Source organism: Mycobacterium sp. E342, from assembly GCF_001667665.1.
Classification (GTDB): domain Bacteria; phylum Actinomycetota; class Actinomycetes; order Mycobacteriales; family Mycobacteriaceae; genus Mycobacterium.
The window spans coordinates 1-18,797 of sequence record NZ_LZJM01000030.1 but is presented as its reverse complement, the minus strand read 5'-3'; the positions used below and the strand labels follow the sequence as shown (position 1 = coordinate 18,797).

Annotated in this window: 18 protein-coding genes; 12 read left to right on the top strand and 6 right to left on the bottom strand. The window is 70.5% G+C overall.

The genetic code is table 11. The features are described 5' to 3' along the window. The 3 genes from A5692_RS01670 to A5692_RS01660 form a co-directional block, all read left to right on the top strand. The coding region (locus A5692_RS01670) for a bifunctional adenosylcobinamide kinase/adenosylcobinamide-phosphate guanylyltransferase (RefSeq protein WP_197514318.1) at window positions 1-200 on the top strand (200 nt) is incomplete at its 5' end. Continuing rightward, the gene (gene cobT / locus A5692_RS01665) at window positions 197-1,252 is read left to right on the top strand and encodes a nicotinate-nucleotide--dimethylbenzimidazole phosphoribosyltransferase (RefSeq protein WP_156765874.1); all 1,056 of its coding nucleotides are present in this window, start codon (window positions 197-199) and stop codon (window positions 1,250-1,252) included. The genes A5692_RS01670 and cobT, both read left to right, overlap by 4 nt. After that, entirely contained in the window at window positions 1,249-2,007 is a 759-nt protein-coding gene (locus A5692_RS01660; protein ID WP_068051407.1) for an adenosylcobinamide-GDP ribazoletransferase, read from the top strand. Before cobT ends, A5692_RS01660 begins: the two co-directional genes overlap by 4 nt. A 41-nt stretch (window positions 2,008-2,048) precedes the next feature. Here A5692_RS01660 and A5692_RS01655 read toward each other — a convergent pair whose 3' ends face one another. Together A5692_RS01655 and gcvT are read right to left on the bottom strand one after the other, a co-directional pair. Then, the gene (locus A5692_RS01655) at window positions 2,049-3,155 is read right to left on the bottom strand and encodes a branched-chain amino acid aminotransferase (RefSeq protein ID WP_068051413.1); all 1,107 of its coding nucleotides are present in this window, start codon (window positions 3,153-3,155) and stop codon (window positions 2,049-2,051) included. A gap of 53 nt (window positions 3,156-3,208) precedes the next feature. Continuing rightward, a complete protein-coding gene (gene gcvT / locus A5692_RS01650) occupies window positions 3,209-4,324 on the bottom strand; it encodes a glycine cleavage system aminomethyltransferase GcvT (RefSeq protein WP_369830246.1) in 1,116 nt (371 codons plus the stop codon). 35 nt (window positions 4,325-4,359) lie between these two features. Here gcvT and A5692_RS01645 point away from each other — a divergent pair, with 35 nt between their 5' ends. Both A5692_RS01645 and A5692_RS01640 read left to right on the top strand, forming a co-directional pair. Next, window positions 4,360-5,484, top strand: a complete 1,125-nt coding sequence (locus A5692_RS01645) for an adenylate/guanylate cyclase domain-containing protein (protein ID WP_068051403.1) — start codon at window positions 4,360-4,362, stop codon at window positions 5,482-5,484. 11 nt (window positions 5,485-5,495) lie between these two features. Then, the gene (locus tag A5692_RS01640) at window positions 5,496-7,043 is read left to right on the top strand and encodes a leucyl aminopeptidase (protein WP_068051401.1); all 1,548 of its coding nucleotides are present in this window, start codon (window positions 5,496-5,498) and stop codon (window positions 7,041-7,043) included. Between the two features lie 14 nt (window positions 7,044-7,057). On the opposite strand, the gene A5692_RS01635 is transcribed toward A5692_RS01640, so the two are convergent. Further along, complete coding sequence (locus A5692_RS01635) at window positions 7,058-8,659, bottom strand: NAD(P)/FAD-dependent oxidoreductase (protein ID WP_068051399.1); 1,602 nt, start codon at window positions 8,657-8,659, stop codon at window positions 7,058-7,060. Further along, window positions 8,656-9,105: an SRPBCC domain-containing protein gene (locus A5692_RS01630; RefSeq protein WP_068051411.1), complete on the bottom strand. Its 450-nt coding sequence runs from the start codon at window positions 9,103-9,105 to the stop codon at window positions 8,656-8,658. Before A5692_RS01630 ends, A5692_RS01635 begins: the two co-directional genes overlap by 4 nt. A 138-nt stretch (window positions 9,106-9,243) precedes the next feature. Between A5692_RS01630 and A5692_RS01625 the strand changes: the two genes are divergently transcribed. Continuing rightward, window positions 9,244-9,588, top strand: a complete 345-nt coding sequence (locus tag A5692_RS01625) for an aminopeptidase (protein WP_067920693.1) — start codon at window positions 9,244-9,246, stop codon at window positions 9,586-9,588. 7 nt (window positions 9,589-9,595) lie between these two features. Here the strand turns inward: A5692_RS01625 and A5692_RS01620 are convergent, their stop codons facing one another. Further along, window positions 9,596-11,371 (bottom strand): SDR family oxidoreductase, encoded by a 1,776-nt coding sequence (locus tag A5692_RS01620; protein WP_068051397.1) that lies wholly within the window; start codon window positions 11,369-11,371, stop codon window positions 9,596-9,598. A 196-nt stretch (window positions 11,372-11,567) separates the two neighbouring features. Here A5692_RS01620 and sucB point away from each other — a divergent pair, with 196 nt between their 5' ends. The 5 genes from sucB (at window position 11,568) to A5692_RS01595 (ending at window position 16,888) form a co-directional block, all read left to right on the top strand. Then, a complete protein-coding gene (gene sucB, locus A5692_RS01615) occupies window positions 11,568-13,367 on the top strand; it encodes a 2-oxoglutarate dehydrogenase, E2 component, dihydrolipoamide succinyltransferase (protein WP_068051395.1) in 1,800 nt (599 codons plus the stop codon). Between the two features lie 15 nt (window positions 13,368-13,382). After that, window positions 13,383-14,294, top strand: a complete 912-nt coding sequence (locus A5692_RS01610) for a TIGR01777 family oxidoreductase (protein ID WP_068051393.1) — start codon at window positions 13,383-13,385, stop codon at window positions 14,292-14,294. A 156-nt stretch (window positions 14,295-14,450) separates the two neighbouring features. Next, on the top strand, window positions 14,451-15,158 hold the full coding sequence (gene lipB / locus A5692_RS01605; protein WP_068051391.1) for a lipoyl(octanoyl) transferase LipB: 708 nt from the start codon (window positions 14,451-14,453) through the stop codon (window positions 15,156-15,158). Beyond that, the gene (gene lipA, locus A5692_RS01600; RefSeq protein WP_068051389.1) at window positions 15,155-16,078 is read left to right on the top strand and encodes a lipoyl synthase; all 924 of its coding nucleotides are present in this window, start codon (window positions 15,155-15,157) and stop codon (window positions 16,076-16,078) included. Before lipB ends, lipA begins: the two co-directional genes overlap by 4 nt. Before the next feature lie 57 nt (window positions 16,079-16,135). Then, complete coding sequence (locus tag A5692_RS01595; RefSeq protein ID WP_067924761.1) at window positions 16,136-16,888, top strand: DUF4191 domain-containing protein; 753 nt, start codon at window positions 16,136-16,138, stop codon at window positions 16,886-16,888. Between the two features lie 12 nt (window positions 16,889-16,900). Here A5692_RS01595 and A5692_RS01590 read toward each other — a convergent pair whose 3' ends face one another. After that, window positions 16,901-17,323: an RDD family protein gene (locus tag A5692_RS01590; RefSeq protein ID WP_068051388.1), complete on the bottom strand. Its 423-nt coding sequence runs from the start codon at window positions 17,321-17,323 to the stop codon at window positions 16,901-16,903. Window positions 17,324-17,567: 244 nt separating this feature from the next. Between A5692_RS01590 and glnA the strand changes: the two genes are divergently transcribed. Next, window positions 17,568-18,797 (top strand): type I glutamate--ammonia ligase (glnA, locus tag A5692_RS01585; RefSeq protein WP_068051386.1); only part of this gene is annotated, 1,230 nt, incomplete at its 3' end.

The window sequence follows — 18,797 nt, the reverse complement described above, 5'->3', positions numbered from 1 at the left end:
TCGCCGCCGTCGGCGCCTTTCATTCCACGTTGGTGCTGGTCAGCCCGGAGGTCGGGCTGACCGTCGTCCCGGCCACCGCGTCCGGGCGCCGGTTCGCCGACGAACTGGGCGCCCTCAACCAGCGGCTCGCCGAGCTCTGCGACCGGGTGGTGCTGGTGGTGGCCGGGCAGGCGGTGCCAATCAAGCCGTCGGGAGCCTGATGGAATTCGCCCCGGTTTCGCCGCCCGATGCGGGCGTCGCCGCTGCCGCCCGCGCCCGCCAGGACACCCTGACCAAGCCGAGGGGCGCGCTGGGCCGCCTCGAGGACCTCTCGGTGTGGATCGCGTCGTGTCAGGGCCATTGTCCGCCAAGGCAATTCGAGCGCGCCCGGGTGGTGGTGTTCGCCGGTGACCACGGGGTCGCCCGGTCCGGGGTGTCGGCCTACCCGCCGGAGGTGACCACCCAGATGGTCGCCAACTTCGAGGCCGGCGGGGCGGCGATCAACGTGCTGGCCGATCTCGCCGGAGCGACGGTGCGCGTCGCGGACCTGGCGGTGGCGGGTGACGCGCCGGCGGAGCGGGTCGGTGCGCACAAGGTGCGCCGCGGCAGCGGCGACATCGCGGTCGAGGACGCCTTGACCCACGACGAGACCGTCGCCGCGATCGCCGCGGGCCGGGCCATCGCCGACGAGGAGGTCGACTCGGGCGCCGACCTGCTCATCGCCGGGGACATGGGGATCGGAAACACCACCCCGGCGGCCGTGCTGGTGGCAGCGCTGACGAACGCCGAGCCGGTCGCGGTGGTGGGCTTCGGCACCGGGATCGACGACGCCGGATGGGCGCGCAAGACGGCCGCGGTGCGCGACGCCCTGTTCCGGACGCGGCCGGTGCTGCCCGACCCGGTGGCGTTGCTGCGCCGCGGCGGCGGCGCCGACCTGGCCGCGATCGCGGGCTTCTGTGCGCAGGCCGCGGTGCGGCGCACCCCGCTGCTGCTCGACGGGATGGCGGTGACCGCCGCCGCGTTGGTCGCCGAGCGGCTGGCTCCCGGCGCGCGGCTGTGGTGGCAGGCCGGTCATCGGTCCACCGAGCCGGGTCATGCCCTGGCGCTGACCGAGCTCGGCCTGGAGCCGATCCTGGATCTGCGGATGCGGCTGGGTGAGGGAAGCGGCGCCGCGCTGGCGCTGCCTGTGCTGCGCGCCGCGGTGGCCACGCTGTCGTCGATGGCCACGTTCGCGCAGGCGGGGGTCTCCGACCAGGCCGCTCCCCCGCCGTGATGCGTTCGCTGGCAACGGCTTTCGCGTTCGGCACAGTGCTGCCAGTCTCGCGTTCGCACGACGCCCCGATGGGCCGCGGCGCCATGACGGCGCTGCCGGTGGTGGGCGCGGTCCTGGGCGCCTTGGCCGCGGCCGTGACCTGCGGCGGGGCCTTTGCCTTCGGGGCATCCAGCCCGCTGGCCGGGCTGCTCGCGGTCACGGCACTGCTGCTGGCGACGCGCGGCCTGCACATCGACGGTGTGGCCGACACGGCCGACGGGCTGGGCTGTTACGGGCCGCGCGAGCGCGCGCTGGCGGTGATGCGCGACGGCTCGACCGGCCCGTTCGGCGCGGCGGCCGTCGTCTTGGTGATCGCGCTGCAGGGTCTGGCCTTCGCGGCGCTCGGGGCGGCGGGCAGGCCGGGGATCGTCGGCATCGCCGTGGTGGTGTTCGCCGGCCGGGTCGCCGCGGTGGCGGCCAGCCGCCGTTCGGTGCCGGCGGCCGCCGGCAGCGCCCTGGGGGTGCGGGTGGCCGGCAGCCAGCCGGTGATCGTGGTGGCGGCCTGGGTCGCGGTGCTGCTCGCCGTCTCGCTGGCGGGGGGACCGCGGCCGTGGCAGGGACCGGTCGCGGTGCTGGCGGGCCTGTGCTGTGGCGCGGTCCTGGTCTGGCACTGCGTGCGCCGCTTCGGCGGCATCACCGGTGACGTGCTGGGCGCCGTCATCGAGCTGACGACGACGGTGGCGGCCGTGACGCTCGCCGGCTTGGTGCGGTTCTAGGCGCGAGCGCCGGATCAGCCGGGCGCTCGGGCGAGAGGCACCTAGCCGAGCCGGGCCATCCAGCCGTGGGTGTCGGCGAAGGTCCCCCGCTGGATTCCGGTCAGCGTGTCGCGCAGCGCCATCGTCACCTCGCCGGGCTGGCCGTCGGCGACGGTGAACTCGGTGTCGCCGTACTTCACGTTCGAGACCGGGGTGATGACGGCGGCGGTGCCGCAGGCGAACACCTCGGTGATCTCACCGGCGGCCGCCTTCTTCTGCCACTCGTCGATGTCGATCTTGCGTTCCTCGACGGAGAATCCGGCGTCAATCGCCAACTGCAGCAATGAATCCCGGGTGATCCCGGGCAACAGCGAACCGGACAGCTCCGGGGTGACCAACCGCGCCGAACCGCCGCTGCCGAACACGAAGAAGATGTTCATGCCGCCCATCTCTTCGACGAAGCGCCGTTCGACGGCGTCCAGCCACACGACTTGGTCGCACCCGTGTGCGGCGGCCTCGGCCTGCGCCAGCAGGGAGGCGGCGTAATTGCCGCCGAACTTGGCCGCGCCGGTGCCGCCGGGGCTGGCCCGCACGTAGTCCGTCGACACCCAGACCGTGACGGGGTTGATGCCGCCCTTGAAGTACGCCCCGGCCGGGGACGCGATCAGCAGGTACCGGTACCGCTTCGATGGCCGCACGCCCAGTCCGGGCTCAGTGGCGATGATGAACGGGCGCAGATACAACGCCTCCTCGCCGCCGGCGGCGGGCACCCAGTCCTTGTCGACGGCGATGAGCTGACACAGCGAGCCCATGAACAGTTCGTCGGGCAGCTCGGGCATCGCGAGTCGGCGCGCCGACGACCGCAACCGGGCGGCGTTGGCCTCGGCGCGGAACGACACGACCGAGCCGTCCGCCCAGCGGTAGGCCTTGAGCCCTTCGAAGATCTCCTGCGCGTAGTGCAGCACGATCGCCGAAGGGTCCAGCTCGATCGGGCCGTACGGCATGACGCGCGCGTTGTGCCAGCCCCGCTCGTCGTCGTAATCGATCGACACCATGTGGTCGGTGAAGTACTTGCCGAAACCGGGCTCGGCCAGGATGGCTTCGCGGTCCGCGTCGGGCGTGGGGTTGGCCGAGCGCGAAACCGTGAACTCGAGGGAGCCGCTGGTCATGAGGCTGATTGTATATCCGCCTGCGACCGGGCTTTTCACCTGAACCTGCGGCATCACCGGGTTTTCGCTTCGACGAAGGGCGGCCGCACCACTTCGCATTCGGCGGCGCGCCCGCGGATGTCGACGGTGAGGTGCTGGCCGTCGTCGATCCCGGCGTCGGCGTCGAGCAGCGCCAGCCCGATGCCGACTTGCAGCGTCGGGGAGAACGTCCCTGACGTGGTGACCCCGACCGGCGTGTCGCCGGCGAGCACCGTCAGCCCGGGGCGCAGCACACCACGGCCGACCATCCGCAGCCCGCGCAGCAGCCGCCGCGGCCCCGCCGCCTTCTCCGCCAGCAGCGCGTCGCGGCCGAAGAAGGCGTCCTTCTTCCAGCCGATTGCCCAGCCGCAGCGGGCCTGAAGCGGCGAAATGTCCAGCGCCAGTTCGTGCCCGTGCAGCGGGTAGCCCATCTCTGTGCGTAGCGTGTCGCGCGCGCCCAGGCCCGCGGGCTCGCCACCCGCGGCGCGGACCGCCGCGGCCAGCGCGTCGAACACCACCCCTGCGGATTCCCACGGCGGCAGCAGCTCGTAGCCGTGCTCTCCGGTGTATCCGGTCCGGCATACCCGCACCGGCACGCCCGCGTAGGAAGCGTCGGCGTAACCCATGTAGTCCATGCCGGTCGGCAGTCCCAAGTCGCCGAGCACCTCCGCCGAGCGCGGCCCCTGCACCGCCAGCACCGCGTAGGAGCGGTGTTCGTTGGTGATGGTCAGGTCCGCCCCCAAACCGGACTCAGCCGCCGCCCGGAGCGCCTCGACTACCGCGGCGGTGTTGGCGGCGTTGGGCACCAGGAAGATCTCGTCGTCGCTGACGTAGTAGGCGATCAGGTCGTCGATGACACCGCCGGATTCGGTGCAGCATAACGTGTATTGCGCCTTGCCCGGCCCGATGCGGCTCAAGTCGTTGGTGAGCGTGGCATTGACGAATGCGGCCGCTTCGGGCCCGCGGATCAACGCCTTGCCGAGGTGGCTGACGTCGAACAGCCCGACGGCGTTGCGGGTGGCGTTGTGCTCGCTGACGGTGCCGGCGTACGACACCGGCATCAACCAGCCGCTGAACTCGGCGAAACTGGCTCCCAGATCGCGGTGGCGCTCTTCCAACGGGCCGTGCTGTAGGTCATCGGTCACGACGATTCACCCTAATCGCGGGTGCTGGCACACTTGGGTGGGTGGTCGATTCCCCGGACTTCGAAGCGCTCGAGGCCGCCGGAATCGCTCGCGCACGGGAGCGGGCCGACCTGATCAAGTACCTGGATGAACTCGGCTTCACCGTCGAGGAAATGGTGGAGGCCGAACGGCGCGGACGGCTGTTCGGGCTCGCCGGTGACGTCCTGCAGTGGTCGGGGCGCCCGATCCACACGATGGCGACCGCGGCCGAACAACTCGGCCTCTCGCCCGAGGAGGTCGCCCAGGCGTGGGGTTTGCTCGGCCTGACCGTCGCCGGCCCCGACGTTGCGGTGCTGAGCCAGGCCGACGTCGACGCGCTGGCCACCTGGGTCGCCCTGAAGACGGTGGTGGGTGAGGACGGCGCGTCCGGAATGCTGCGGGTCCTCGGTGCCGCGATGGCCCGGCTCGCGGAGGCGGAGTCGACGGCCATCCGGGCCGGGATGCCGGACATCCAGATGACCTACACCAACGACGAGCTCGCCACGGCGCAGGCCTACCGGGCGGTCGCGGAGTTCGTGCCCCGTATCTCGGCGCTGATCGACGTCGTGCACCGCCACCACCTGACCAGTGCCCGAACCCACTTCGAGGGGGTCCTCCGCGACACCTCGGCAAGCGTGGTGTGCGGCATTGGTTTTGCGGATCTGTCCGGCTTCACCGTGCTCACCCGCGCGCTGACCCCCGCGCAGCTTTCGGATTTGCTCAACGAGTTCGCCGGCACCGTGGCGGACGTGGTGCATCGCGACGGCGGCCGGGTGGTGAAGTTCATCGGCGACGAGGTGATGTGGGTGAGCGCGTCACCGGAGCGCCTGGCCAGGGCGGCGGTCGACCTCGCCGACCATCCGCGGGCCCGCGAGGAGGGCCTGCAGGTCCGGGCCGGCCTGGCCTTCGGCTCCGTCCTGGCGATCAACGGGGACTACTTCGGCAGCCCGGTCAACCTGGCGGCGCGTCTGGTCGGGGCCGCGTCCCCGTGCCAGATCCTGGCCGACTCGGCGCTGCACGAGCAATTGCCGGACTGGCCGGCGACGGCCCGTGGCCCCTTTGACCTCAAGGGTTTCGACGACCCCGTGATCGCCTTCGAGCTGCAGGCCGGGGGCGCCGCCGATCCCGGCGCGGGCCCCGCCGATTAGGGTAAAGGGCCGTGACCACCGATTTGAGCTATCAAGGCCCCGCCGTCAACGTCGCCGCGTCGCTGCCCAAACGGGCGGTCGGCTCTTCGGTATTGATCGTGCCGGTCGTCTCGACCGGCGACGAGGACAGGCCGGGCGCGGTGGTGGCCCCGGGCGAGTCGCCGCTGCCCGCCGACGCTGTCGCCGAAATCGAATCCGGCCTGCGGGCCCTGGACGCCACCGGCGGCAGCGAGCAGGTCCACCGCCTGGTGGTGCCGTCGCTGCCGGTATCCAGCGTGCTGGCGATCGGCCTGGGTAAACCGCCAACCGAATGGCCCGCCGACACGATCCGTCGGGCCGCCGGTGTGGCGGCGCGGTCGCTGGGAACCGCCGAGGCGGCGATCCTCACACTGCCCGGTGACTTCGACGCCGACGTCTGCTCGGCGGCCGTCGAGGGACTCATCCTCGGCAGCTACCGGTTCACCGAATTCCGCAGCGGCAAGACCGCGCCGAAAGACAAAGGGCTGCGCAAGATCACCGTGCTGTCGGCGGCGAAGGAGGCCAAAGCCGCCGGCGCGCACGGCGCGGCCGTGGCGACCGCGGTGGCCACCGCCCGCGACTTCGTCAACACCCCGCCGAGCCACCTGTTTCCCGCCGAATTCGCCAGGCGTGCAAGGTCTCTGGGCGAATCCGTGGGTCTCGAGGTCGAGGTGCTCGACGAGAAGGCGCTGCAGAAGGCGGGCTACGGCGGCGTGATCGGGGTCGGCCAGGGCTCCTCGCGGCCGCCGCGGCTGGTGCGGCTGACCCACCGCGGGTCGAAGCTGGCCAAGAAGCCGAAGCAGGCCAAGCGGGTCGCGTTGGTCGGCAAGGGCATCACGTTCGACACCGGCGGCATCTCGATCAAGCCGGCGGCATCGATGCACCACATGACCTCCGACATGGGCGGCGCGGCCGCGGTCATCGCCACCGTGGCGCTGGCGGCCCAGCTGCGGTTGCCGATCGACGTGATCGCCACCGTGCCGATGGCCGAGAACATGCCGTCGGGCACGGCGCAGCGTCCGGGCGACGTGCTGACGCAGTACGGCGGGATCACCGTCGAGGTGCAGAACACCGACGCCGAGGGCCGGCTGATCCTCGCCGACGCCATCGTGCGGGCATGCGAGGACAACCCGGACTACCTGATCGAGACGTCCACGCTGACGGGCGCGCAGACGGTCGCATTGGGCGCCCGCATTCCGGGCGTGATGGGCAGCGACGAGTTCCGTGACCGCGTCGCGGCGATCTCGCAGCGGGTGGGCGAGAACGGCTGGCCGATGCCGCTGCCCGACGAACTCAAGGACGACCTGAAGTCGACGGTGGCCGACCTGTCCAACATCAGCGGCCAGCGCTTCGCCGGCATGCTGGTGGCCGGCGTTTTCCTGCGTGAATTCGTCGCCGACGGCGTGGGCTGGGCGCACATCGACGTGGCCGGCCCGGCGTACAACACCAGCGGCCCGTGGGGCTACACGCCCAAGGGCGGCACCGGTGTGCCGACCCGCACCATGTTCGCGGTGCTCGAAGACATCTGCGAAAAGGGCTAGTAAACGGCTAGACGTCAGCGCTTGCCGGTCAGCAGCGAGAAGACGGCGCGCTGCACCTGGCGGCGCGGCCAGCCGCTCGCACCGTCGGCGGCCAGCGCGGCCTTGGCGGCGTTGCGCCCGCAGGCACCGTGCACCGAACCGCCCGGGGTTGCCGACGCGCTGCCCAGATAGAGCCCCTGCACCGGGGTTTCGGCGCGGCCCATGCCGGGCGCCGGGCGGAAGATCAGCATCTGCTGCAATTGCGCGGTGCCGCCGTTGAGCGCACCCATGTGCAGGTTGGCGTCGCTGGCCTCGAGGTCCGACGGCCGTTGCACGAACCGGTCGATGACCGCCGAACCGAAGCCCGGCGCGTGTTCCTCGATGACTCGGTCCACCGCTTCGGCGAGCCGGTCGGCCGACGCGTCGTCGGCGACATTGCGCGGCAAATGCGTGTAGGCCCAGACGCTTTCGGTTCCCTCAGGTGACCTGCTGGGGTCGGCCGTGGTGGTCTGCCCCAACAACAGGAACGGATGCTCGGGCACCACCCGGGTGTTGAGGTCGGCCATCCAGCGGACCAGCCCGTCGCCGTCGGCGCCCAAATGGACGGTGCCCACGCCGTGCAGATTCTCCGCCCGCCACGGGACCGGGCGGCCGAGCGCATAGTTGACCTTCACCACCGGCGGATCCCACACGAAGTGCTCGAGGTCACCCAACAGCTTGGGCGGCAGGGCATCCGCGGGCAGCATGTCGCAGAACAGCCGCGGCGCCGTCACGTCGGCGACGACGGCCCGCCGCGCCGCAACCGTGCGCCCCTCGGCCGTCGTCACCCCCACCGCACGGCCGCCGCGCACCTGGATACGGGACACGTTCTGGTTGCATTCGATTCGCGCACCCGCGGAGCGGGCGCGGTTGACCAGGGCGGCCGTCAACTGCCCGGAACCCCCCACCGGCACGGGCCAGCCGCAGTCCTGGGCCAGCATCGTCATCAGAAACCCCATGGCGCCACTGATCGGGGCGTCCGGCGGGACGTCGGCGTGCATCGCGTTGCCCAACAACATCACTCGCGGCGCCTCGCCGGCGAACAGCTCGCCGGCCATGGCGTTGGCCGGCTGCACCAGCAGCCGCGCCACCCGGAGCGCCTCGGAGGTGCCGAGCTTGGTCAGCAGCCGCATCAGCGGACGCACGGGCGGGAAGGGCGCCAACATGGCGTCGAGCAGCGGCGCCTTGATCCGCTGCCACAAGTCCACCGCCCGCCACCAGTTGTCGCCGTCGGCCGGTTCCCGGCGCGCGAATTCCGTTGCCGTGCGGGCGGGGTCGTGGTAGACGATGGGCGGGTCGTCATCGGCCGCGCTGCGCGGATGCCCGACCACCGCGGGCGCGTGTGACCACCGCAGGCCGTGGTCCTGAAGCCCCAGCGCCGCGATCGCAGGCGAGGCCACCGTCATCGGGTAGTAGGAGCTGAACAGGTCGGTGATGTAGCCCGGCGTCAGCTCGGCGCTGCGAACCGCGCCGCCCGGTTCCGGCTGGGCCTCGAGCACCACCACGTCCCACCCGGCGTCGGCGAGCATCGAGGCGGCGACCAGCCCATGGTGCCCCGCCCCGATGACGACGGCGTCGGCGGTGTCCCGCACGCTCATTTCACCTGGCTGGGCACCTTGCGCTCCGCCAGGGAGGCCAGCCGCCACAGGCACTCCTTGTTGCGCGGATAGGCCGCGGCCAACGCGAGCGAATTGGGAACGGCCCCCATCGGGCCTTCGACGGGCACCTCGATCATCTCCACCCGGCAGCCCTGCGGTGTCTCGTGCAGCAGCATGGTGATGCGCGCGGCGCCCAGCGGCCCAAGGCGGGCGCGGAGCACGAGCTTGTGCGGCGGTTCGCTCTCCTCCACCACCGTCGCGTCGTTGATCACCAACGGCCAGATCCCGATCGAGTGCCGGATCGAGGAGCCGGGCTCCGGCCAGTTCGGATCGACGGCCCGCATGCGGCTGTTGCCCACCACCCACTGGGTGTAGGTCCACCCTTCGGCCAGCACCTCCCAAACCCGCTCGCAAGGCGCGGCCACGTCCCGCGTCGCACTCAGCACCACGTTGCATCCCCTCTCGGCTATCGCGACGGGATACCCACCGATCGGGCGCTATATCCGGTCGACTTCGCGTTTACCTGCCCCGCGCAGCGGCTAATCTCCCAGCGATCGAAAACCCGTACGAAGAAAGGCGAGATCGTGACGGTGCGACGGTTGATCCTCGGAGTGGGGGCCGTACTTTTGCTGGCTGGCGTGATCGGGCTGCTGGCGCCGGTGTCGATTTCCGACGGCAACGGCCATTCGATCGGGTGCGGGAACGCCGTCGCCACGGACCTGTCCGCGGCTAGAAGCGCGAACAACAACAGCGTGGCGAACATCCCGATCCTCAACCAGGTTGTTCCGCACACCGACTACGTGGCGCAGTGCCAGTCGTCGGTGGGCAGCCGGCGCATGTGGTCCATCCCGCTGGCGGTCGTCGGGCTCATCGCCATCGGCGGAACGCTGCTGACGGGCCGCCAGGGCGCCGCGCGGACGGGTATCTAAAGGCGCGTCAGATCACCCGCATCCGCGCGAAGTTGCGCAGGCCCTGCGGCGCCACACGCGAAAGTCCGTAGAGGGCATAGGCTTCCGGTGCGACCGGGCGAATCGGTTTCTTCTTCTGCACCGACGACAGGATGGCGTCGGCGACCTTGTCCGGGCCGTAGTGGCGTAGCGCGAACATCTTGCCCAACTGGCCGCGCCGGCCGTCGACCTGTTCGCCCTTGCCCGCCGGAGCGTCGAACCGGGTGGTGTTGATGATGTTGGTGTCGATGACGCCCGGGCAGATCGTGGTCAGTCCCACCCCGGCGGCGTCGAGTTCGGCGCGCAGGCAGTCGGAGAACATGTAGGTCGCGGCCTTCGACGTGCAGTAGGCGTTCAGCGACTGCAGCGGCGCGTAGGCCGCCATCGACGACACGTTGACGATGTAGCCGCCGGTGCCCCGGTCGACCAGCCGCCGCGCGAAGGACCGGCACCCGTTGACCACGCCGCCCAGGTTGACGTCGAGCACCCGGTCGAACTGTTCGGCCGGGGTGTCCAGGAATCCGCCCGCCTGCCCGATGCCGGCGTTGTTGACCACGATGTCGGGCACGCCGTGCTCGGCGCTCACCCGTTCGGCGAACGCCTCCACGGCCTGGGCGTCGGACACGTCCAGCACGTAGGGGTGCGCGACGCCGCCCCGGGTGGCGATCTCCGCGGCCGTGGCCTTGACGGCCGCTTCGTCGATGTCGCTGACGACCACCTCGGCGCCCTCACGGGCGAACGCGAACGCCGTCTCGCGGCCGATTCCGCTGCCCGCGCCCGTGACCGACACCAGGGTGTCGCCGAAGGCCCCGCGGGGACGCCCGACCTGCGCGCGCAGCAGCGCGCGGCTGGGCGGCTTGCCCTCGGCCAGATCGGCGAAGTCGTGCACCGCGGCGGCCATCACCTGGGGGTGCGACATCGGCGAGAAGTGACCGGCCCTGATGTCGCGCCGCCACAACCGCGGCACGAAGCGGGGCGTGTGGTCGTAGCCGTACGGGCGCACGTACTTGTCCTTGGTGTTGACGATCAACTGCACCGGCACGTCGACGACGTGGATGCCCTGCCCACGGCCGGCGAACGAGCGAAAGTAGTTGGCGGGATAGGTTTTCACCGAACGGGCGGCGTCCCGGGCCAGGTGGGGTGAGTGGTGGATCTGCTCGGCCGCGATGTTGTCCACCGCGTTGCGCCGAAGCGCCGGGATCGACAGGGTCAGGCGCAGGAGCAGCGGCGCGAGCACCGGGATCGAAAAGAAGATCATGTACGTCAGTCGCAGCGCCTGGCTGATGGCGCGGACGAAGGTGCGCGGGCGCCAGGGCGCCCGCAGGCCGCTGAAGATGTATTCGACCAGTTGGTCCTGGCTCGGTCCGGACACCGACGTGAACGTCGCGACCCGGTCACCGGCGCCGGGCCGCTTGAGGTAGTGCCACACCCCCACCGAACCCCAGTCGTGGGCGAGCACGTGCACGGGCCGGCCGGGGCTCAGCTCGCCGGTCACCGCGGCGAAGTCGTCGGCGAACCGGTCCATGGTGTACGCCGACACCGGCTTGGGCGCCGAGGATTCACCGACGCCGCGGTTGTCGTAGCGAAGGATGCGAAACCGGTCGGCCAGCAGCGGCACGACCCCGTCCCACAGCACGTGTGAGTCGGGGAAGCCGTGCACCAGCACGACGGTGGGGCCGTCGGGGTTGCCCTCTTCGAAGACGGCGATTCGCGCTCCGTCGGCGCTGTCGACGAAATGCTGGGCTAGCTGTTGTGTTGCCGGCACCGGGACCTCCCCGCTTCGACTGCAGTGGCCACACCGTAGCAAGGGCGTTCGGGCCGTCCCGGCAACCGCGCGCGGTCCGCCCTGGATGTGTGCCGGCGCGGACGCAGTGACAGGATAGTTTTGGATAGCTGCCCCGAACGGCTAGCGAGATGTTCGACCCCCGCCCCGACCCACGAGCGATCGAGGAGTCAAAACGATGGCCTTCTCCGTCCAGATGCCGGCACTCGGTGAAAGCGTCACCGAGGGGACGGTCACCCGCTGGCTAAAGCAGGAAGGCGACACGGTCGAACTCGACGAACCCCTCGTCGAGGTGTCCACCGACAAGGTCGACACCGAAATCCCGTCGCCCGCGGCCGGAGTGCTGACCAAGATCGTCGCCCAGGAGGACGACACCGTCGAGGTGGGCGGCGAGCTGGCCGTCATCGGTGACGCGGCGGAGGGCGGTTCGGCGGGTGGCGGATCCGAGGCGGCGCCGCAGCCGCCGAGCCAGCCGGAGCCGCAGGCCGAGTCCGCCCCGCCGGCCCAACCGGAGCCCGAGGCGCCGGCCCAGCCGGAGCCCGAACCCGAGCCCGCCCCGCAGAGCTCCGGTGGCGGCGACGCGACCCCGGTGCTGATGCCCGAGCTCGGCGAGTCGGTTACCGAGGGCACGGTTACCCGCTGGCTTAAGAAGGTCGGCGACTCGGTCCAGGTCGACGACGCGCTGGTGGAGGTGTCGACCGACAAGGTGGACACCGAGATCCCCTCCCCGGTGGCCGGCGTCCTGATCAGCATCACCGCCGAGGAGGACGCCACCGTGCCGGTCGGCGGGGAGCTGGCACGGATCGGCAGCAGTTCCCAGGCCGCGGCCGTTCCCACCCCGCCGCCCGCTCCCAAACCGGAACCCAAGCCGGAACCCGCACCCGAGCCGCCCAAGGCCGAGGCGAAGCCCGAACCCCAGCCGGTTTCGCAGCCTGAGCCGGCGCCGAAACCCCAACCGGCGCAGGCACAACCGGCCGCCGAGTCCGGCGGCGTCGGCACGAACGGCGCGCCGTACGTGACCCCCCTGGTGCGCAAGCTGGCCACCGAGCATGACATCGACCTAGCCGGGATCACCGGCACCGGTGTCGGTGGCCGCATCCGCAAGCAAGACGTGCTCGCCGCGGCGGAGGAAAAACAACGCCAGAAGCAGCAGGCCCAGAAAGCGCCCGCGGCGCCTGCACCGGCGGCGGCGCCTGCGGTCGACGGGAGGGCAGCCCCGGCGGCCGCGCCCACCCCGGCGCCGGCGCTGGCGCACCTGCGCGGCACCACGCAGAAGGCCAGCCGGATCCGCCAGCTCACCGCCAAGAAGACGCGCGAATCGCTGCAAGCCACCGCGCAGCTCACCCAGACGCACGAGGTCGACATGACCCGGATCGTCGGGCTGCGGGCCAGGGCGAAGTCGGCGTTCGCCGAGCGCGAGGGGGTGAATCTGACCTTCCTGCCGTTCATCGCCCGGGCGGTGATCGACGCGCTGAAGGTCCACCCCAACATCAACGCGAGCTACGACGAAGGCTCCAAGGAGATCACCTACTACGACGCCGAGCACCTCGGCTTCGCCGTCGACACCGAGCAGGGTCTGCTCTCCCCCGTCATCCACAACGCCGGCGACCTGTCGCTGGCCGGGCTGGCCCGGGCGATCGCCGACATCGCCGCGCGCGCCCGCTCGGGCGACCTCAAACCCGACGAGCTGTCCGGCGGCACCTTCACCATCACCAACATCGGCAGCCAGGGGGCGTTGTTCGACACCCCCATCCTGGTTCCGCCGCAGGCCGCCATGCTGGGCACCGGCGCGATCGTCAAGCGGCCCCGGGTGATCGTCGACGAGTTCGGCAACGAGTCCATCGGCGTCCGCTCCATCTGCTACCTCCCGCTGACCTATGACCATCGGCTCATCGACGGCGCGGACGCCGGGCGCTTCCTCACCACGATCAAGAACCGGCTGGAAGAGGGCGCGTTCGAGGCCGACTTGGGTCTTTAGGAGGGCTGGCGAACCGTGGCCAAACCCGTCATCGCCATAGCGGGTTCGTCCGGGCTGATCGGATCCGCCTTGACCGCGGCGCTGCGTGCGGCCGACCACCGGGTGCTGCGGATCGTGCGCCGGGCGCCGTCGAATTCCGACGAGTTGCACTGGAACCCCGAGAGCGGCGAATTCGACGTCGACGCGATCGGCGACGTCGACGCCGTCGTCAACCTGTGCGGTGTCAACGTCGGCCAGCGGCGCTGGTCGGGCGCCTTCAAGCAGGGTCTGCGGGACAGCCGCATCGCCCCCACCGAAGTCCTCGCGCACGCCGTGGCCGAGGCCGGGGTGCCGACCCTGATCAACGCCAGCGCGGTGGGCTACTACGGGGACACCAAGGACCGCGTTGTCGACGAAAACGACCGGGCGGGAAAGGGTTTCCTCGCCCAGCTGTGCGAGGACTGGGAAGCCGCCACGCTGCCGGCTCAGTACGGCGGCGCCCGCGTGGTGCTGGCCCGCACCGGGTTGGTCTTCTCCCCCGCCGGCGGTGCGTTGGGGCGGTTGCGGCCGTTATTCCGGACGGGTTTGGGAGCCCGGCTGGGCAGCGGCCGTCAATACATGTCCTGGATCACCCTGGAGGACGAGGTGCGAGCGCTGCTGTTCGCCATCTCCAACCCCGCGTTGTCCGGCCCGGTGAACATGACCGGGCCCGCCCCCGTCACCAATGCCGAATTCACCACCGCGTTCGGCAGAGCGGTGAACCGTCCGACCCCGTTGATGCTGCCGGGCTTCGCGGTGCGGGCCGCGCTCGGGGAGTTCGCCGACGAGGGTGTGCTCATCGGCCAGCGCGCCATCCCGTCGGCGCTGGAGCGGGCGGGTTTCCAGTTCCACCACAACACCATTGGCGAGGCGCTCGGCTACGCCACCGCCCGGCGCGACCACGACTAGGCGATCGCGAGCGCGGCGAAGCCGGGCGAAGCGGGTCGCCGTCATCAGGTCTAGGCGATCGCGAGCGCGGCGAAGCCGGGCGAAGCGGATCGCCGCCGTAGGCGGAAGCCGGGTCCCGGCCCGCGAGATGATCGTCCGGCGAGTACCGTCGCGAACGTGATCGATTCCATCCGGTCCAGCCGGGAGGCGATCGACGTTCGCCAGCTCGCAACCGTCGACTACCGCACCGCCTGGCAGCTGCAGCGTGAGCTGGCCGATGCCAGGGTCGCCGGCGGCAGCGACACCCTGCTGCTGCTCGAGCACCCGCCGGTCTACACCGCGGGGCGGCGCACCGAGCCGCACGAGCGTCCGATGAACGGCACCCCCGTCGTCGACACCGACCGCGGCGGCAAGATCACCTGGCACGGGCCGGGGCAACTGGTCGGGTATCCGATCATCGGCCTGGGCGAACCGCTCGACGTGGTCAACTACGTTCGGCGCCTCGAGGAGGCGCTGATCAAGGTGTGCGGCGACCTCGGCCTCGAGACGTGCCGGGTACACGGCCGGTCCGGGGTGTGGGTGCCCGGCGACCGATCCACCCAAGGCCGGCCCGACCGCAAGGTCGCCGCCATCGGAGTCCGGGTCTCGCGCGCGACCACGCTGCACGGGTTCGCGCTCAACTGCGACTGCGACCTGGACGCCTTCACCACGATCGTCCCCTGCGGCATCACCGACGCCGGCGTGACGTCGTTGTCGGCCGAGCTGGGACGCCCGGTCGTCGTCGACGACGTCCGGGCCGCCGTCGCCGGCGCCGTGTGCGACGCCCTCGACGGCGCCCTGCCGGTCCGGGAACACCCCGGCACCCGCGTAGCATCGGCCATGTGACTGTCGCACCCGAAGGACGCAAGCTGCTGCGCCTCGAGGTCCGCAACGCGCAAACCCCGATCGAGCGCAAGCCGCCGTGGATCAAGGTCCGGGCCCGGATGGGCCCCGAATACACCCAGCTCAAGGGCCTGGTCCGGCGCGAGGGGCTGCACACGGTCTGCGAAGAGGCCGGCTGCCCCAACATCTTCGAGTGCTGGGAGGACCGGGAAGCCACCTTCCTCATCGGTGGTGACCAGTGCACCCGTCGTTGTGACTTCTGCCAGATCGACACCGGAAAGCCCGCCGCGCTGGACCGCGACGAGCCCCGGCGCGTCGCCGACAGCGTGCGGACCATGGGACTGCGCTACGCCACCATCACCGGGGTGGCCCGCGACGACCTGCCCGACGGCGGGGCCTGGTTGTACGCCGAGACCGTGCGCGCGATCAAAGAGCTCAACCCGTCGACCGGCGTCGAGCTGTTGATCCCGGATTTCAACGGCGAGCCCGCGCGTCTCGCCGAGGTGTTCGGATCGCGCCCGGAGGTGTTGGCGCACAACGTCGAAACCGTACCGCGCATCTTCAAACGGATCCGGCCGGCCTTCACCTACCAGCGCAGCCTGGACGTCATCACCGCGGCGCGCGACGCCGGGCTGGTCACCAAGAGCAATCTCATCCTCGGCCTCGGCGAAACCCCGGACGAGGTGCGCACCGCCCTCGCCGACCTCCGGGGGGCCGGCTGCGACATCGTCACCATCACCCAATACCTGCGTCCGTCGACGCGTCACCACCCGGTCGAGCGCTGGGTGCGGCCGGAGGAGTTCGTCGAGTTCGCCCGGCACGCCGAGGGTCTGGGGTTCGCCGGGGTGCTGGCCGGGCCGCTGGTGCGGTCGTCCTACCGGGCGGGCCGGCTGTACGAGCAAGCCGCGCGCACCCGCGCCTGAGAAGGCCCTCCCGCCGTAGGCGCAGTTGTCCGCGATCCCGGTACGTATTCTTTGACTATGGCTAAACCCCGCACCGCCGCTGAGAACAAGGCCGCCCGGGCGCAGGCGCAGGCCGCGCGCAAGGCCGCGGCGAAGGAGCGCCGCGCCCAGTTGTGGCAGGCGTTCAATTTGCAGCGCCGCGAGGACAAGCGGCTGCTGCCCTACATGATCGGCGTCTTCGTGCTGATCGTGGCCATCTCGGTGGCCGTCGGCGTGTGGGCCGGCGGGCTGACGATGATCACCTTGATCCCGCTGGGCGTGGTGCTGGGCGCGCTGGCGGCCTTCATCGTTTTCGGTCGCCGCGCCCAAAAGAGCGTCTACAGCAAGGCCGAGGGCCAAACGGGCGCGGCCGCATGGGCTTTGGACAACCTGCGGGGGAAGTGGCGGGTGACGCCCGGGGTCGCCGCGACCGGCCACCTCGACGCGGTGCACCGGGTCATCGGCCGGCCCGGCGTCATCTTGGTGGCCGAAGGTTCGTCGTCCCGCGTCCGTCCGCTGCTGGCCCAGGAGAAGAAGCGCACCGCGCGGCTGATCGGCGATGTGCCGATCTACGACCTCGTCGTGGGCAACGGCGACGACGAGATTCCGCTGTCCAAGTTGGAGCGCCACCTCAACCGCCTGCCGGCCAACATCACGGCCAAGCAGATGGACACGTTGGAGTCCCGATTGGCGGCGCTGGGGACGCGCGCCGGCGCCGCCGTCCTGCCCAAGGGGCCGCTGCCCAACGCCGGCAAGATGCGCGGTGTGCAACGCAGCGTGCGGCGGAAGTAGCCGCCATCGGGATCAGCGGCGCACGACCGCCGTTGCGGTCAGCCGATCCTGCAGGCCGCGACCGTCCCAGTCGGTGAACAACGCGGGGACGACGGTGCCGACGAGCACGCCCCGCACCACCGCGCGGACGATCCCGACCGACGGGTGACCATCGACCGTCACCACCTGCAGGCCCAGCACCAGCTGGCCGGGGGTGAAGCTGAACAGCCGCACCGAGACGACGCCGAGCACGAACCAGATGGCCAGCACCGCCGTCGCCAACGTGTGTTCGGAGAAGACGCCGAAGCGCATGGCCAGCGCCGCCAGGCCGTAGGCGATCAGCCAGTCGATCATCAGCGCGCCCAGCCGGCGTCCCATCGGGGCCAGGGAGCCCGGTCCGCTTTCCGGCAGGCCCAGCCTCTCGCCGGGGTAGGCGGAGCGCGGTTCCGGCGTCATCGGCGCAGACCGGCGTTCGGCTCCCCCGCCGGCGCGGTCCGCCACTGACAGAGAACGCTGCGCCGGGCCGCCGGAACGGATACGATCTTGCGATCCATGGCCCCACAATAGAACCCGCCGCCGACCCCACCTGTTTGGTGGACGACATCGGTCGCGTAACCTGCGCGCAACACGGGGTTGACTGGCGGGCAACATCTGCTCCATAGCGTCAGGCCGCGGATCTCACCAGTAAAGGAGCATTTCTGTGACGGAAACGACGCCCGACGACGTCTTCAAACTCGTCAAGGACGAGAACGTCGAGTTTGTCGACGTCCGGTTCTGTGACTTGCCAGGCATCATGCAGCACTTCACGATTCCGGTTTCGTTTTTCGATGAGAGCGTCTTCGAGGACGGGTTGGCCTTCGACGGCTCGTCGATTCGCGGATTCCAGTCCATCCACGAATCCGACATGCTGCTCCTGCCCGACCCCGCGACGGCGCAGATCGACCTGTTCACCGAGCACAAGACGCTGAACCTGAACTTCTTCGTGCACGACCCGTTCACCCTCGAGCCCTACTCTCGCGACCCGCGCAACATCGCGCGCAAGGCGGAGAACTACCTGATCAGCACCGGCGTCGCGGACACCGCCTACTTCGGCGCCGAGGCCGAGTTCTACATCTTCGACTCGGTGAGCTTTGACTCGCGCACCAACGGATCCTTCTACGAGGTCGACGCGATCTCGGGGTGGTGGAACACCGGCGAGCCCACCGAGAACGACGGCACCCCCAACCGCGGCTACAAGGTCCGCCCCAAGGGTGGGTACTTCCCGGTCGCGCCCGTGGACCACTACGTCGACCTGCGCGCCGACATGCTGTCGAACCTGATCAAGGCCGGCTTCAGCCTGGAGAAGGGCCACCACGAGGTGGGCACCGGCGGGCAGGCCGAGATCAACTACAAGTTCAACACGCTGCTGCACGCCGCCGACGACATGCAGTTGTACAAGTACATCGTCAAGAACACGGCGTGGCAGAACGGCAAGACCGTCACGTTCATGCCCAAGCCGCTGTTTGGCGACAACGGTTCCGGCATGCACACCCACCAGTCGCTGTGGAAGGACGGCAGCCCGCTGATGTACGACGAGACCGGTTACGCCGGCCTGTCGGACACCGCGCGGCACTACATCGGCGGCCTGCTGCACCACGCCCCGTCGCTGCTGGCGTTCACCAACCCGACCGTCAACTCCTACAAGCGACTGGTCCCGGGTTACGAGGCGCCGATCAACCTGGTCTACAGCCAGCGCAACCGCTCGGCATGTGTCCGCATCCCGATCACCGGCAGCAACCCGAAGGCCAAGCGGCTGGAGTTCCGTTGCCCCGACTCGTCGGGCAACCCGTACCTGGCGTTCTCGGCAATGCTGATGGCCGGGCTGGACGGCATCAAGAACAAGATCGAGCCGCAGGCCCCGGTCGACAAGGACCTGTACGAGTTGCCGCCG